This window comes from Mycobacterium sp. BMJ-28, assembly GCF_054404835.1.
Window position 1 is genome coordinate 132,611 of the sequence record NZ_CM136783.1, and the last position, 13,562, is coordinate 146,172.

18 protein-coding genes are annotated in these 13,562 nt (G+C 68.6%); 6 read left to right on the forward strand and 12 right to left on the reverse strand.

Annotation, left to right across the window (positions count from 1 at the left end; translation table 11 throughout):
• Positions 1-3: 3 nt before the first annotated feature.
• The 6 genes from ACXPWS_RS00640 to ACXPWS_RS00665 form a co-directional block, all read right to left on the reverse strand.
• Complete coding sequence (locus ACXPWS_RS00640) at positions 4-429, reverse strand: hypothetical protein (protein ID WP_458710585.1); 426 nt, start codon at positions 427-429, stop codon at positions 4-6.
• Between the two features lie 61 nt (positions 430-490).
• Complete coding sequence (locus ACXPWS_RS00645) at positions 491-1,402, reverse strand: CopD family protein (protein WP_458710586.1); 912 nt, start codon at positions 1,400-1,402, stop codon at positions 491-493.
• Positions 1,399-1,902, reverse strand: a complete 504-nt coding sequence (locus ACXPWS_RS00650; protein ID WP_458710587.1) for a copper resistance CopC family protein — start codon at positions 1,900-1,902, stop codon at positions 1,399-1,401. The genes ACXPWS_RS00645 and ACXPWS_RS00650 overlap by 4 nt, the downstream gene beginning before the upstream one ends.
• Positions 1,899-2,552: a YcnI family copper-binding membrane protein gene (locus ACXPWS_RS00655; protein ID WP_458710588.1), complete on the reverse strand. Its 654-nt coding sequence runs from the start codon at positions 2,550-2,552 to the stop codon at positions 1,899-1,901. Before ACXPWS_RS00655 ends, ACXPWS_RS00650 begins: the two co-directional genes overlap by 4 nt.
• A 41-nt stretch (positions 2,553-2,593) precedes the next feature.
• Positions 2,594-3,103 carry a hypothetical protein gene (locus tag ACXPWS_RS00660; RefSeq protein ID WP_458710589.1) on the reverse strand — a complete coding sequence of 170 codons (510 nt, stop codon included), beginning with the start codon at positions 3,101-3,103 and terminating at the stop codon, positions 2,594-2,596.
• A gap of 11 nt (positions 3,104-3,114) precedes the next feature.
• Positions 3,115-3,771 (reverse strand): DUF6474 family protein, encoded by a 657-nt coding sequence (locus ACXPWS_RS00665; RefSeq protein WP_458710590.1) that lies wholly within the window; start codon positions 3,769-3,771, stop codon positions 3,115-3,117.
• Between the two features lie 184 nt (positions 3,772-3,955).
• Between ACXPWS_RS00665 and ACXPWS_RS00670 the strand changes: the two genes are divergently transcribed.
• From ACXPWS_RS00670 to ACXPWS_RS00680, 3 genes are all read left to right on the forward strand, one after another.
• Entirely contained in the window at positions 3,956-4,972 is a 1,017-nt protein-coding gene (locus tag ACXPWS_RS00670) for a hypothetical protein (RefSeq protein ID WP_458710591.1), read from the forward strand.
• Positions 4,973-5,034: 62 nt separating this feature from the next.
• Positions 5,035-5,526 (forward strand): ImmA/IrrE family metallo-endopeptidase, encoded by a 492-nt coding sequence (locus ACXPWS_RS00675; protein WP_458710592.1) that lies wholly within the window; start codon positions 5,035-5,037, stop codon positions 5,524-5,526.
• Positions 5,523-6,701: a hypothetical protein gene (locus ACXPWS_RS00680; RefSeq protein ID WP_458710593.1), complete on the forward strand. Its 1,179-nt coding sequence runs from the start codon at positions 5,523-5,525 to the stop codon at positions 6,699-6,701. Before ACXPWS_RS00675 ends, ACXPWS_RS00680 begins: the two co-directional genes overlap by 4 nt.
• 55 nt (positions 6,702-6,756) lie before the next feature.
• On the opposite strand, the gene ACXPWS_RS00685 is transcribed toward ACXPWS_RS00680, so the two are convergent.
• From ACXPWS_RS00685 to ACXPWS_RS00705, 5 genes are all read right to left on the reverse strand, one after another.
• On the reverse strand, positions 6,757-7,155 hold the full coding sequence (locus tag ACXPWS_RS00685) for a helix-turn-helix domain-containing protein (protein WP_458710594.1): 399 nt from the start codon (positions 7,153-7,155) through the stop codon (positions 6,757-6,759).
• Between the two features lie 436 nt (positions 7,156-7,591).
• Positions 7,592-8,308: a TMEM165/GDT1 family protein gene (locus ACXPWS_RS00690; protein WP_458710595.1), complete on the reverse strand. Its 717-nt coding sequence runs from the start codon at positions 8,306-8,308 to the stop codon at positions 7,592-7,594.
• 267 nt (positions 8,309-8,575) lie between these two features.
• The gene (locus ACXPWS_RS00695; protein ID WP_458710596.1) at positions 8,576-9,109 is read right to left on the reverse strand and encodes a peptidase; all 534 of its coding nucleotides are present in this window, start codon (positions 9,107-9,109) and stop codon (positions 8,576-8,578) included.
• A gap of 173 nt (positions 9,110-9,282) precedes the next feature.
• Positions 9,283-9,906, reverse strand: coding sequence for a superoxide dismutase (locus ACXPWS_RS00700; RefSeq protein WP_266047188.1), 624 nt, complete (start codon positions 9,904-9,906; stop codon positions 9,283-9,285).
• A gap of 161 nt (positions 9,907-10,067) precedes the next feature.
• Positions 10,068-10,223 carry a hypothetical protein gene (locus ACXPWS_RS00705; RefSeq protein WP_458710597.1) on the reverse strand — a complete coding sequence of 52 codons (156 nt, stop codon included), beginning with the start codon at positions 10,221-10,223 and terminating at the stop codon, positions 10,068-10,070.
• A gap of 439 nt (positions 10,224-10,662) precedes the next feature.
• Here ACXPWS_RS00705 and ACXPWS_RS00710 point away from each other — a divergent pair, with 439 nt between their 5' ends.
• The 3 genes from ACXPWS_RS00710 to ACXPWS_RS00720 are packed head-to-tail and all read left to right on the forward strand — an operon-like array spanning position 10,663 to position 12,945.
• Positions 10,663-11,004 (forward strand): rhodanese-like domain-containing protein, encoded by a 342-nt coding sequence (locus tag ACXPWS_RS00710; RefSeq protein WP_458710598.1) that lies wholly within the window; start codon positions 10,663-10,665, stop codon positions 11,002-11,004.
• Between the two features lie 20 nt (positions 11,005-11,024).
• Positions 11,025-12,086, forward strand: coding sequence for a DUF4328 domain-containing protein (locus ACXPWS_RS00715; RefSeq protein WP_458710599.1), 1,062 nt, complete (start codon positions 11,025-11,027; stop codon positions 12,084-12,086).
• A 4-nt stretch (positions 12,087-12,090) separates the two neighbouring features.
• Positions 12,091-12,945 (forward strand): glycerophosphodiester phosphodiesterase, encoded by an 855-nt coding sequence (locus ACXPWS_RS00720; RefSeq protein ID WP_458710600.1) that lies wholly within the window; start codon positions 12,091-12,093, stop codon positions 12,943-12,945.
• On the opposite strand, the gene ACXPWS_RS00725 is transcribed toward ACXPWS_RS00720, so the two are convergent.
• A complete protein-coding gene (locus ACXPWS_RS00725) occupies positions 12,942-13,493 on the reverse strand; it encodes a ferritin (protein WP_458710601.1) in 552 nt (183 codons plus the stop codon). The genes ACXPWS_RS00720 and ACXPWS_RS00725 overlap by 4 nt on opposite strands.
• Positions 13,494-13,562 lie beyond the last annotated feature (69 nt).

Consider the following 13,562-nt stretch of genomic DNA (forward strand, 5'->3'; position numbering starts at 1 on the left):
CGCTCAGGCCGGTTCGGACCCGCGGCGGGCCAGGTAGACCACCAGCACCGCGAGAGCACCGGCCAGCAGCGCCGCAATGAGCGGCAGACGGGACTGCTCGGGGTCCGGTGCGGGCACCGCCGTCAGCGTCGGCGGAGCCGATGCCACGGTGGATTTCGCTTGCGCGGCAACCTCTTTGACGGGAGGCAGAGCCGCTTCCGGTGCCGGCGGTGGCGGCGGCGTGGCTTTCTTCACCGGCGGGGCCTTCTGTACCGGGGCCGCCTTCTTGGCGGGTGCTGCCTTCTTGACCGGTGCCACCTTCTTGGCCGGCGTGGCCTTCTTCGCGGGGGCCTTCTTCACCGGGGCCTTTTTCGCGGGGACCTTCTTGGCGGGAGGAACCGGCGGCTGATCGCTCGGCGTCTCGTCGGGCCGGTCCGGCTCGTCGGCCATGTGGGGCGCTCCTTCGCTGTGTGGCACAGACAGTGGCTCCATCATGCCAGCCGGGCTTCGGCTAACCGGTGACCGCCAGCGCTGCTGCCAGCGTCAGCGCCACCGTCATCAATGCCAGTTCGGTGTAGGAACGCCGGGTGGAGCCCGCGGCCGACACCCGGTGCCCGCGGGCCGACGGCAGCCACCCCGTCCGGTTGTGCCAGGCCAGCACCATGAGCGCGGCGGTGAGCAGCACTTTGGCCAGGATCAGCCGCCCGTATCCGGTGGACCACAACTGGGCGGGGGCGTCCAGGGTCACCACCGCGCTGCCGATTCCGCCCACGAGCAGCACCACCACGCACCACAGCGACAATGCCGAGAACCGCGGCAACACCCGCGCCCACTGCCCGCGATGACCCACGGTGAGCACCAAGGCCGCCAGCAGGCCACACCACACCGCCGCCGCCAGGGCGTGCACAGTGACCGCGACACCGCCGAAGGCATTCTCGGAGAGGTGGCCCGCCAGGGTGCGCGCCGTGGTGCCGACCGCCGCGATCCCTGCCACCGCGACCCCGGCGGCCGGCGTCCGCAGTGCGAGCGTGACGGCGCCGACCAGAGCCGCGGCCAGCACGCAGATCAGGTCGGCCCGCCCGGCCACGGTGGACAGGGTGTATTCGACGGTGGTCGGCACCCCGAGGGCGCCCAGGGGCACGGCGGCAGTGGCCGCCGCCGCCGTGACCAGGCGGGCCAGTTCGGCGGCCAGCCAGACCGCGGCCGCGATCAGCAGCGCAGGCGCACTGCGCCGGGCCAACTCGGCCCGGTAGCGGGCGATATCCAGCAGCGGCACCAGGGCCAGGCCCAGCACCACCACGGCGGCCACGTCAGCGGCGGCGCGGGTCAGGGTCGCCGCGACCTCCTGCCGGGGGTAGGTCAGCGCCCAGGCCAGCAGCAACCCGGCCAGCACCATCGCCGCGCCGCCGAGCGCTCTCCTCATGTTCGCCGGCGCCGGCTCCACCAGACTCCCGCACCCACGATCGCCACCGCCAGTACCGCGAACGGCCACACCGGCAGCTCGCCGCCACTGCCCTGCGGCGCGGCCACCGGCGGTCCAGGAGTGCCGGCACCGGCCACCGACAATCGGAACGACCACGAGCCGCTCACCACGTGCCCGTCGGCCGAGGTCACCCGGTAATTCGCGGTGTACGTGCCGGCCGGGCCCAGCGGACGAAGGTCGACCTGGACAGCCGGACCCTGCACCCGGGCCTCACCGGTCGACCACAGGTTGCCGTCCGGACCGACCAGCGTCATCGAGGCGAACGCCGTCTGGAGCTGCTCGTTGAAGGTCGCGGTGATCCGGTCCGGCCCCTTGGCCAGCACCGCGTCCGCCGCGGGATCGCTGGACACCCGCACCGCGTGTGCCGAGGCGGCCCCGGCACCCGCCAGCGAGGCGACCGCGAGGACGGCGGTCAGCAGTGCGGCCAGCCGCGTCCTCACGCCCGTCGCCGGCCGACGAGCGCGACGGCCACCGCAACGGCGGCCAGGGCCAACGCGCCGCCGGCCAGCCAGCGGGCACTGTTGTCGGCGTGGCCCACCGGTGGTGCTGCCACCGCAGGGGCGGCAGTGGGCGCCGGTGCGGCCTCGGGCGCTCCCGTCAAGGACAGTTCCGGCGCGGGATGTTCGGGTTCACCGCCACCGGGCAGGGGCGGCTGATCCCAGCGCACCACGGTGCCGTCGGAGTAGGTCTGGGTGGCGGGGAAGCTGACGTTGTCCGCCTTGGGCAGTGTCACGGAAACGCGGAACAGCCCGAACTGGTCCGGGCCGATCCCGTTCGCAGCGGCGGCCGTCCAGGTGACCGACCGCACGGTGCCGGTCGCGGCATCCCGATCCAGACGCGCGGTCCAGCCGGGCATCTGCTCGGTGCGCGCCGACGTGACGTCGGGCAGGGTGATGGTCAGCCCGGTGCTGAGCGCGCCTTTTTCCGATTCATTGGGAACACGGAAGGTGAGCACCGCGGAACCGCCCGGATGGGCGTCGTCCGCGTCGACGTGCACATGCGCCCACGCCGGGGCGGCGGTGATCAGGGCGACGCCGGCGGCGGCCAGCGTGAGAACGGCGCGCGAGGACGCCCGATGGAGGTATCGCATTCTGTTTTCGGCTTTCTGCGGGAGGGTCGAGGGTTCGGCGGTCAAGCCGAGACCGGGGGACCCCGATGCGAAATCGACGCTCGCAACAACGAAACCGAATGCAGCGGTTGGCCTTCGGCGCGGTAGGTGAGTGTCACCGGCGGCACCCGCAGGGCGACCGGACCGGTGATGGCCGCAACGGTGCGGGACAACGCCGCGCAGAGCCGTTCCCCCGCGCAGATCAGGACGGCGCCGGCCAGTGCAGCGGCCAGATGGGCGACCAGCATCGCTGCCGGATCGACCTGAGCGTGGGGGTGCATCCCGATGCTCAGCAGCTGGTGTCCGAGCGCCTGACCGACCGACAGCACCGCGACCACGGGCCACAGTCCGGCGCCGGTGCTGGCGGCCAGCGCGGCGAGCGCGCCGGCGAGCACCAGGAGCTGGGCGACGGCCGCGCCCGCCGGGGGTGTGCCTGCCGCGGCCCCGTGGGCGGCCAGCGTCAGCGCCGCCGTCAGCGCCCCGACCGCACCGCCACGCAGCAGCGCGGGCCGACGGGGTGAAGCGGCGGTCATGTGCGGTGAACTCAGCCGAGCCCGAGGCGTGCCAGCAGGTCGGCGTCGATGCCGTCGAGCTGGGCACCGATCGCGGCGTGCGCCGGGCGGCGGCGCTCGGCGGGCATGTTTTCGGCGGCGGTGACCGCGGCCGAGAGATCGGTCAGGCGGTCGGTGACCGCGGCGACGAACTGGCGGGTTTCGGCGTCCTTGGGTTTCTTGGCCGCGACTTGCTGCAAGGTCTGCTCGGCACCGGCGATCCGCGCTGACAGTGCGGCGCCGTGCCCGGAGAACTGGCCGAGCTGGCTGAGCGGTACGCCGAGACGGTCGGCGCGACGCTGATCGATCAGACCCCGGCCGGCCACCAGGACGCGGTAGGCGACCGGCACCAGGATCGGCGCGAGCAGGCGCGACACCGTCAGAGTCCGGCGAATGCGGGCCGGCGAAAGCAGCTTGCCGTCCCGGACGGCTTTGAGCTGCGTCTCAGCAACCTTCAGCGCTGCGCGGTCGGTGTCACGCTGTGCCCTGATCTGGGCCTTGAGCGCCCGGGACTGGTCCTTGAGCTCGGCCTTGATGCGGCGCGCGTCATTCTTCGCGCCCAATTTGGCCTCCAGCTTGGCCTTGGCCTTGATGGCGCGGGCCTCGGCCCGGCGGGTCGCCCGGCTCTTGCGTCGCGTGAACAGGGCCATCGGCGTTGCCTCCCGGAATCTCATCGACTGCCGCGATCACCGGACGGCAGTGTGGCCAACACTATCGCTCGTGCCACGGGTCGGCCGCCGGAGTCCGGTCGCGTCGCCCAGTCATATCGTGCAGCAAACAATGTGCCGGCAATATGCGACAATCGGGTAAATTTCTGCCGCCGCGGTGTGCGGTGTGGTGAGAGGCGGTCACGACGTGGGTTCGCGGGTGCGAGTCGCGGCGGCGGCCTGTCTGATGGCTTCCGGCCTGTTCGCCGGTGCTGCCTGCGGTGCGGTGGCGTTTGCCGATCCCGACGAATCCGATGGTGTCGGCGGTGCGGGGGCCGTCGGGGGCGGCACGGGAGAGACCGGCGCGGCCACCTCGGCAGCCACTCCCGCAGTGCGTGCACCGGGCACCCGTGCCGGGCGGCGCGGCCCGCATCCGCACCCGTCCCGGATCGGCGCGGGAGGCAGCCCCGACGGGATGACGCCGGGTCCCAAGAGCGCCGTTGACGACAGTTCCAGCAAACAATCTGAGGGCGCTGGGGGAGGCCGGGGGACCGGCCCCGCGGACGGCGCGGGCGAACAGCCGGAAGGCCACCAGGACGCTGCGAAAGGTGAGCAGCCGGATCCGGCGGACCCGCAGGATCCCGACGATGATCCCGACGACTGCCTGCCGTGGTGGTGGCCGAAACCCGGGGCGACCCACCCGGGTAACGGTGGTGGAGGTGTCGGTAGCGGCGCGCCCAAAGCGCCCACCGGCCGGCCGGCTCGCCCTCCGGTGATGCAATTGCCCGAACGGGCGCCCAAGCCGACCCCGAATGGTGAGGCCCCGGCGCTGACCGCCGTTCCCGACATCGCACTTCCACCGGTAGCGCTGCCCGGAATCACCGTGTCCCCTGGCGCGGGCGGCCCCCCGCCCGATCCATCGCCACCGCCGCCGGTTTCTCATTCCCCGGGCGCACCACCCACACCGGCGCCACCACCGCGCACGCCCGTCCAGGCGGTCGACAATCCGCTGCTGCCTGCGTCCTACCGGGCCGGGTACGGCGAATACCTGCGCACCGCGGACATCTCACACGTGGTTGCGGTGGCGGTTCCCGGATTCACCGGGATCATGGTGTTAACCGGAGCGGGTGGGATCATTGGCTATCGCCAGGCCCGGTCGGCGCTCGCCGTGCGGTCGACGCGGTCCGCGCGTTTCACGAGTTGATCGGATTTGCTCGCTAACGGCGTCGCGCAGCGCCATAGTGGAAGTATCTGAAGGGGGTCGAAATGCCTGCTAGTCGCCGTGTGACCAAGGCCGTGGGTGCCGTACTGGACCTTGCCCCACGCAAGGGAGAGGTGTCCCTGCCACGGTTGGTGGACGCCGTCAGTGCCGACCGCGGCCGACCGATCGAACTGAAGATGGCCGACCTGCCCGCAGGGGTGTGCGGCCAATGGCGCCAGTACGCCGACCACGATGTCTTCCTCATCCAGAAGGGATTGCCGGCGTGGGACCGCACCCTGGCCCACGAACTCGGCCACCTGGTGCTGGGGCATGACGGCATCCCCGTGGTGGAGGCGGCCCGCGGCGCGATGGAACTGGCCGGCTCGGACCTGATCGGGTACATGCTGAATCAGCGGACCGGCTGCATGGGGCCTGCCGGCGAGGATGCCGAGCAGGAGGCGGAGGATTTCGCCGCGCTGCTGATCTACCGTCTCGGCCGGTTGCCGTCGGATCGATCATCGATCGTGCAGGTGCGGCTCGGAGAGGCGTTTGGTTGATCGTCTGGGTGATCGCCGGTCTGTTGGGACTGGCGACCGGCCTGCGTATCGGATGGGCTCTGGTCAACAAGCAATCCCTGGTCAGCAGCGCCATGATCTTGGCGCTGGGCAGTCTCGGCACCGTCGCCGCCTTGAACTGGCAGCCTTTGACGCTGCTGATCGACACCGCGCTGCACTGGCCGAACATCGCCGTGGCGCTGAGCCAGGTGGCGCTGATCTCCTGCGCGGCAGGCAGCTGCGTGATGATCACGACGGTCGCCTCCGACCGTAAACCGGTGACGATCAGGCGGATCGCGATGGCGCAGTATCTGGTGGCGGCGGTGATCGCGATCGTCACCATGGTCGCGTTCTTCGTCTCCGGACAGGAACCCGAAATGGCGCCGGAGGAGTATCTGCGCCGGAATCTGGGCTCCGCGGGCGGTTTGTCGGCTTGGCTGCTGCCATTGCTCTATGTGCTCCTGGCGCTGACCCTGGTGGCCTGGGCGGGCGTGCGGCATTCCAACCGGACCCGCCGCGGCCGGGCGCTTTTCGTATTCAGTGTCGGCATCGTGCTGATCGTGCTGGCCAGCGCGTTCTTCCTGCTGCGGGCGGTGGGGAACACAAACCTGCTCGGCGTGGGGTCGGCAGCGACGCTGCTGGGATGCGCGATGCTCGTGGTCGCGGGTGGATCGCTGCTGCCCAGTGTGGAGGACTGGTTCGGCGCTCGCCGCGAACTGCGTACCGTGTCCCCGCTGTTGGCCGAGCTCAGTGGCCGTCATCCCGACGTGGGCATCGGCGTGCGGCCGCGTGGCCCGCTGCTGTTCCGGGTCGCCGAGCAGATGTCGCTGATCTCGGATTCGCTCTATCTGGAGGCCTCCGCCGCTGAGACCACCCGACGGCGGGTGCAGTCCAACGGTGCGGCAGCCCCGGATGAGGGCGACGATCCCGAGCACGTGGTCGACATCGGCGATCTCGCCGATCTGGAGGCTCCGCCGGTGCCCGCGACCGAACAGGCCCGGGGTATCGCGCAGTGGATCTACGACGGGCGCGGCGACGGCCGCGACACCGCCGATGAGAGATTCCCCGGACTCAACTGGTTGCGGCAGCCGCCGACCTATTCGGATCGCGAGTGGATCCTGGCGATCGCGGAACAGTATTGCGAGCTGGAACGCACGAACGGTGCCACCGGGCGCTGAAAGCGCGGTGACACCGTTCGTGGTGAGGTGGGTGGCGACCCAGGCCGGAGCCGGGTCAGCTGTCCAGGTTCTCCTTGCGGCGCAGTTCGTCGGCCTTGAGGGCGAGATCCTGCTGCGACTCGGCGGACAGGCCGACGGTGCGGGCAGCGATGCGACGCACGCCCTCGTCCCGCATGTTGGCCAGCCAGGTCAGCTCCTTGTCGAGCTTCTCGTAGTACTCGTCGTCGGTGAAGTACGCCGGCTTGATCCGGAAGAAGTTCGCCAGTGCCGCCATGGTGGTGACCGACGGATTCGTCCGGTTACCCGACCGCAGCTGGGACAGGTACGGGGCCGACATGGTCACGCCTTCGGCCTTCAGCGCGCCGATGACCTCAGCAGATGTGTGCGGGCCGCGTCCCGGCGGGTAAACGGTCTCGAACAACCGGTTTAGCCGGGCGGCGAACGTCTTGCTCATCTAACTTTCCTCCACATAACTCACGAGTGGTGCACGTTAGTCTCGTATTTGCTGATCATCGTAGCGAGTGTTGTCGTCACAACCAAGTGCAAACCACTTAAAAGTCATAACACGTGTACGCACACTACGCCGCGAGGCCCGTCAGCAGCACGTCAAGCAGTTTTGAGAACCTAGGACCGGCGGTCCGGCAACCGAAAAAATAACGGATGCGTTGTTTTGCCCGTATTGATGCCCAGGGGTGTGTTGTCACAGTCGGCCCACGGCCCGCGCCTAGCTGGGCGTGCTAGCTGCAGCAAAGCGGAAAATGGGATTTGCTATCGACGCTGGCGAAATATCGAGCGTCACCGCCGTAAATCCGCTTACCGCCACGTAAGGGCATGGGCGTCACGGCCGAAGTCCACTGTCATCCGAACGGATGACAGTAGCCAGTCGTGGTTCAGCGATACTCCGGCGACGAATCCCGTGGTGCCGGGGCGCCTTCGGCACCGGATTCCGTTCGGGCCCGTAGGTACCGCACCAGCGCCGTGCCGATGGCGGTGACGGCCAGCGTGCCGGTGACCGCCACGGCCACCCAGGGCAGGTGCAGCGCGTTGTCGAAGAGCAGCCAGAGCCCGAACAGGGCGAAGAGCACGGCGGCCATGCTGTGCAGGAAGCGTTCGGGGAGGCGCCGGTGCAGCAGTGCCGCGACCGCGATCGCGGCGCCGTCCGCGGCCACCATGCCGATGGTCGCGCCGATCCACACCCCGGCCCAGTTGTGGTCGCTGGCCAGTGCCACGGTGGCCAGCATCGTCTTGTCGCCGAGCTCGGCCAGTACGAAGGACGACACCACGGCGAAGACCACGAATCGTGGCTCGGCGACGCGGACCTCGTCCGGGTCGCCGTCGCCGGCCCGGCTGTCCCGCCAGGTCCACACCGCGAAAAGCAGGAAGGCGATGGCCGCGGCGAACGCGATCGGCCGTTCCGGCAGCGTCAGCCCCACGAAATGACCGATGGTGACCGACAGGCCGTGCACCAGGAAGGCGGCGATACCGACCCCGGACAGCACCACCCACCAGCGGTGGCGCAGCGCATAGGTCATGGTGATCAGTTGGGACTTGTCGCCGAGTTCGGCGAGAAACACGACTCCGAGACTGACGAGTGCGGCGCTGAGCACGGTGACGACCTTTCGACGCGGCGCCGACGGACCGAGTGCTCTCGGTCCAACGGACGTTCGGTCGAAGGTCTCGCCCACCGCGGTGCGGTTCGCCGGGCCGGGCTTGGTGCATCGCTCTCGCGTGCGCGCTGCCAGTATGTCGACTCGGCGATTGCGGGCTACTCCCCTTCGCTGATGCTTTCGACGATAACGGCTGCGTGCTGCCGGCGCCACTTCGGGCACGGAGTTCGGGCACCCGTACTTTGTTCGGACGCTATGCGAAAAGCCTTATGCGGCAAGTAACATCGCTAGGATAGCGGTGTCCGGATGACTGATCGGGTCGACGCCGACCCGGCTGACCATTGAGGTGATGGTGCCATCGGACTCCGCCTCGACCCAGGCGGCCCGGTGCTCGAGTCCCAGGTGCGGCAAGCCGGGCAGTAGCACGCAACCCGAAGCCGCGCCGGTGCATTCGGGCAGTGACGGGGTGGTTTCCGACGGCGGGTGCAACATCAGCAGGGCGGCCGGTTGACGATCGGCGAAAAAGCCAGGCGGAACAGCGGATTCGCCGACCACGGTACCCTCGGCCAGCACCAGACCCACCGTGCCCGGGGCGGGTTGGTCGGGAAGCTCCTCGCGGACGCCGAAAATCGTTGTGGTGGAAAGTAATCCAGGAAGCGAAGCGACGCGGACGGCGACGATCAGGAGCTGGGCCCATTCCTTCGTCGAATCCGGCCAACGTCCGGACACCACAAACCCTTTCAGGGAACCACCGGTGTGGAACGGGGCGATCTCCACCGCCCGTTGGGGTCCGGTATCCATCTGGCCTCCCGACAGTGCTGGAACCTGACGACACTGCTGTGGGTCGATCCGATCAGGATGAGCCACCATGTGGTTAGCACGCAAGAGGACACGACTGCCAGCGGTAAACCGTTATGCAACGCGAAAGCCCCGCACGCGGTTCACGTACGGGGCTTTCGTCGGCGTCAGCGGCCTCAGCCGAAGATGAGTCCACCGGTCTTGGTGGTCGCCTTGGCGAAGCGATCCTGCACGTCGGCCCAATTGACGACGTTCCAGAACGCCGTCACATAGTCGGCCTTCACGTTCTTGTACTGCAGGTAGTAGGCGTGCTCCCACATATCGACCTGCAGCAGCGGGATGATGCCGAGCGGCACGTTGGCCTGCTGGTCATACAGCTGGAAGGTGAGCAAGCGGTCGCCGAGGCTGTCGTAGCCGAGGACGGCCCAGCCGGAGCCCTGCAGCCCGTTGGCGGCGGCGGTGAACTGAGCGCGGAACTTGTCGAACGAACCGAACTGGTCGTCGATGGCCTGCGCGAGCTCACCGGTGGGCTTGTCGCCACCGTTGGGCGACAGGTTCTTCCACCAGATGCTGTGGTTGACGTGACCGCCGAGGTGGAACGCAAGGTTCTTCTCGTTCAGGAAGATGGCCGACTGATCGTCCTTGGCGCGGGCTTCCTCGAGCTTGGCCAGCGCGTCGTTCAGTCCCTTGACGTACGTCGCGTGGTGCTTGCTGTGGTGGATCTCGTTGATCTGTCCGGAAATGTGGGGTTCCAGGGCGCTGTAGTCGTAATCAAGCTCCGGGAGGGTGTATTCAGCCACCGGCTTCCTTCCTATTCATATTGATCCGCATCGTGTTGATAGGCGGTGGAGTTCGGCGTCGCGTATATCGACAACAAGCTCAACACCATCCTTGCCTCATCACGGCTGGCATCGCAAGGACGTGTGCAGTTACTGCACACGGGGAATAAAACCTGGCTGCGTCAGGTCAGGACGATGAGGGCGAGAACTGCGAGAAGCACCAGCGCGATCACTCCGGCGCGCAAACAGGCCATGGCCTGGTTGCCGTACATCCGCGACGGCCCCTGCCAGTCCGACGGCGGCGCGGCTGATCCGGGGCGTAGTGGGTGCGCTGCCATCACAAGCTCCTGACCTGCACGATCGAAACATCCCCCAAGTGAGATCTGTCACACGGCTGTTGTGACGGTGATCATAAACCCCTTTCGGCCGACAGGTGAAATCGGCGTTAGCCGGCGGCGCGCTCGGGGTCGATGTGTGAAACCCGGCGAGCGTGGGTATCGGACAATTCCAGTCGAACGCGCCGTGAATAGCCCGTGACGAAAATTAGCTAAGCAACCTTTTTCGCTCAGCCGCACCGACTCTTGTTGATTGTCGGCGTTTTCAGGCCTCAGGTTATCCACAGCCTTGGCGCGGAATCGCACGCTCGGGCCCGTTCTCCGGTATCCGGTGCCTGTGGATAAACCTGTGGAAACTGTGGATAGTGCAGAAATTGCTGGCTCTGGACGGCTGTCCACCAAACAGGTGCGGCCGCCGGTGGCCCATGCCAGCATGGGTGCCATGTCTGACGTTGACGTGGCGCACGCCGAAGTGACCGAGGTTCCGCTGACTTTTGACGACTCGGTGGTCTTGCTGGACGTCCGCGAGGACGACGAATGGCAGCGCGGGCACGTCGCCGGCGCCCAGCACATCCCGATGGGCGACGTTCCGGCCAGGATCGACGAGATCGACCGGGATGCGACGCTCTATGTGGTCTGCCACGCCGGCGGGCGGTCGCTGCGGGTTGCGCAGTATCTGGTGCGCAACGGCTTCGAACCCATCAACGTGACCGGTGGGATGCTGGCGTGGGCGCAGGCCGGACGGCCGGTGACCACGGACGGCGGCTCTGCGGGCACGGTCTGACCACGCCGTAGGCTGGTGCCGTGATTCAGGTCTGCGCCCAGTGCGGGACGCGGTGGAACGTCCGCGACCGCCAGCGGGTCTGGTGCCCGCGCTGCCGAGGCACCCTGCTTGCGCCCGGTGTGATGCCCGCGGCGCCCGCGGGCCCGCCGCAGCCGGGGAATCCGGATCCGCGCTGGCGGACACCGGCAGCCGGGCCGAACAGGGCGCAACCCGGACCGCTCCCGGCTGGCTTCAAATGGATCGCGGTGCGGCCGGGTGCGGCGCCCCCGCCCAGGCCGCAACGCCGGCCGCTGGGGCCGACCCCCCGCTACGGGAGTGTGCCGCGCTGGAGCCTGTACCCGCCGGGCGGCGAACACCCCGCCGAGGGCGCGGTCGACGCCGAAGCACGTGGCGGTCCGTCGGCCACGATGGTGCGAGCCACCCTGGTCACCACGATGGCGATCCTGGGCTTCGCGGCGCTCATGCACGTCGTGCGGTACGCCTTGCTGCTGGTCAATCGCACGGTGCTGCTGAACCCCGTCGTCGCCGCGGTGGTGACGTGGGGCGGTGTGGTGGCCAGCGTGCTGGCGGTGTTCGCGATGATCGCGACGGCGGTGGTGCTGACCAATTGGCTGATCGCGCGGCGGGCCGCGGTATTCGCCCACAACGGCCGGCCGGAACTGCGGTCGAAACTGCAGTTGTGGGCCGGCTGTCTGGTCCCGGTGGTCAATCTGTTCTGGGCGCCGGTCTATCTGATCGAGTTGGCCCGCGCCGAAGGCCGCACCAGACTGCGGATCGCGCCCTGGTGGATCGCGTGGGTGTTCAGCACCGTGGTCTCGGTGTTGTCGATCGCGACCAGCTTCGTCAGCGATGCGCAGGGCATCGCGAACAACACGGTGACCACCACGGTCGCCTACCTGCTGGCGCTGGCGACCGTCGTGCTGCTGCTGCAGGTCTTCCAGGGCTTCGAGCGCAGACCCGTCGACCGTCCGGTCAAGCGCTGGGTGATGGTCGCCACCGGCCCGCAGCGGCCGGAATCCGAGCCGGAACCGGCCGATTCCGCGCCAGCGGTTGAGGACGAAGACCAAAACCCGGCAGCATAGCCATATGACCGCGGGCGACGCCGGAGCCGGATCGGAACCGATACCGGGATCCACCGAGCATCGCCATCCCTTCGTCGTCGCCCATCGCGGCGCGTCCGCCGAACGTCCGGAGCACACCCTCGCCGCCTATGAGCTGGCGCTCCAGGAAGGTGCCGACGGCGTCGAATGCGATGTCCGGCTCACCAGGGACGGGCACCTGGTGTGCGTGCACGACCGCCGGGTGGACCGCACCTCGAATGGGACCGGGTTGGTCAGCGAGATGACGCTGGCCCAGATGCGCGAACTCGACTACGGCTCATGGCATGCCGGCTGGCGCGACAGCGCAGCCACCGGAGACACCGGGTTGTTGACCCTGGACACGCTGATCACCCTGGTGCTGGACTGGAAGCGGCCGGTGAAGATCTTCATCGAGACCAAGCACCCGGTGCGATACGGGGCGCTGGTCGAGAGCAAGGTGCTGGCAGTGCTGCACCGTTACGGGATCGCCGCGCCGCCGTCGGCTGACCTGGCTCGCGCCGTGGTGATGTCGTTTTCCGCGGCCGCGGTGTGGCGGACGAGGCGCGCCGCGCCGATGCTGCCCACCGTGCTGCTGGGGGAGACGTCGCGGTATCTGGGTGGGAGTGCAGCAACGACGGTCGGGGCCACCGCGGTGGGTCCGTCGATCGCCACGCTGCGAGAGCACCCCGAGCTGGTCGACCGCGCCGCCGCGCAGGGACGGGCGCTGTACTGCTGGACGGTCGACCACTATGAGGACGTCCGGTACTGCCGCGACGTCGGGGTGGGCTGGGTCGCCACCAACCACCCCGGCCGCACCAAGGACTGGCTGCAGAACGGGCTGACCGGGGTGGGGCGGGACTAAAGCTGGAGCGCGCCGCCGGCCGCCTTGGGCGCACCCGGATCGGTGGCCCCGCCGGCCAGCTCGCGTGCGACGAAATCCTCCAGGTGGAACAGGTTGGCCCCGGCGCGCTCGGCGATGCGGACCAGCGACGAGATGGTGGCGACCTCCTCGACCTGCTCCTTGAGGAACCACTGCATGAACTGCTCGCCCAGGTAGTCACCCTCGTCGCGGGCCACGCTGGCCAGCCGGGTGATTTGCTCGGTGACCGTGCGCTCCTGCTCCAACGCCAGTCGCAACGCCTGTGCCGGGGTGTCGAATTTGTTGAGCACGGCGTCGGTACCGGGGATCTCGACGTCCAGATCGCGATCGAGCAGGTACTGCACCAGCATCATCGCGTGATTGCGCTCTTCGACGGCCTGGGCGTAAAAGTGCGTGGCCAGCCGCGGCAGGTCGGATCCATCGCAGTACACGGCGATGGCGATGTATTGCTGCGACGCGGTGAATTCGCTGCGGATCTGCTCGCGGAGCAGGGTGTTGAACTTCGTGTCGAGAGCGGTCCCGTCGGTCATGATCACGACAATAACGCTGGTCAGAGGCATTGTCAGCCAAGGTCACCCTTATTCAGGTTAGCGTTTCCT

Coding starts and splice junctions, on each gene's coding strand:
- ACXPWS_RS00705 (WP_458710597.1), bottom strand. CDS start 10,223: ATGGCAGCGCACCCACTACGCCCCGGATCAGCCGCGCCGCCGTCGGAC.
- ACXPWS_RS00710 (WP_458710598.1), top strand. CDS start 10,663: ATGTCTGACGTTGACGTGGCGCACGCCGAAGTGACCGAGGTTCCGCTG.
- ACXPWS_RS00685 (WP_458710594.1), bottom strand. CDS start 7,155: ATGAGCAAGACGTTCGCCGCCCGGCTAAACCGGTTGTTCGAGACCGTT.
- ACXPWS_RS00660 (WP_458710589.1), bottom strand. CDS start 3,103: ATGACCGCCGCTTCACCCCGTCGGCCCGCGCTGCTGCGTGGCGGTGCG.
- ACXPWS_RS00695 (WP_458710596.1), bottom strand. CDS start 9,109: ATGGATACCGGACCCCAACGGGCGGTGGAGATCGCCCCGTTCCACACC.
- ACXPWS_RS00665 (WP_458710590.1), bottom strand. CDS start 3,771: ATGGCCCTGTTCACGCGACGCAAGAGCCGGGCGACCCGCCGGGCCGAG.
- ACXPWS_RS00645 (WP_458710586.1), bottom strand. CDS start 1,402: ATGAGGAGAGCGCTCGGCGGCGCGGCGATGGTGCTGGCCGGGTTGCTG.
- ACXPWS_RS00675 (WP_458710592.1), top strand. CDS start 5,035: ATGCCTGCTAGTCGCCGTGTGACCAAGGCCGTGGGTGCCGTACTGGAC.
- ACXPWS_RS00720 (WP_458710600.1), top strand. CDS start 12,091: ATGACCGCGGGCGACGCCGGAGCCGGATCGGAACCGATACCGGGATCC.
- ACXPWS_RS00725 (WP_458710601.1), bottom strand. CDS start 13,493: ATGACCGACGGGACCGCTCTCGACACGAAGTTCAACACCCTGCTCCGC.
- ACXPWS_RS00640 (WP_458710585.1), bottom strand. CDS start 429: ATGGCCGACGAGCCGGACCGGCCCGACGAGACGCCGAGCGATCAGCCG.
- ACXPWS_RS00655 (WP_458710588.1), bottom strand. CDS start 2,552: ATGCGATACCTCCATCGGGCGTCCTCGCGCGCCGTTCTCACGCTGGCC.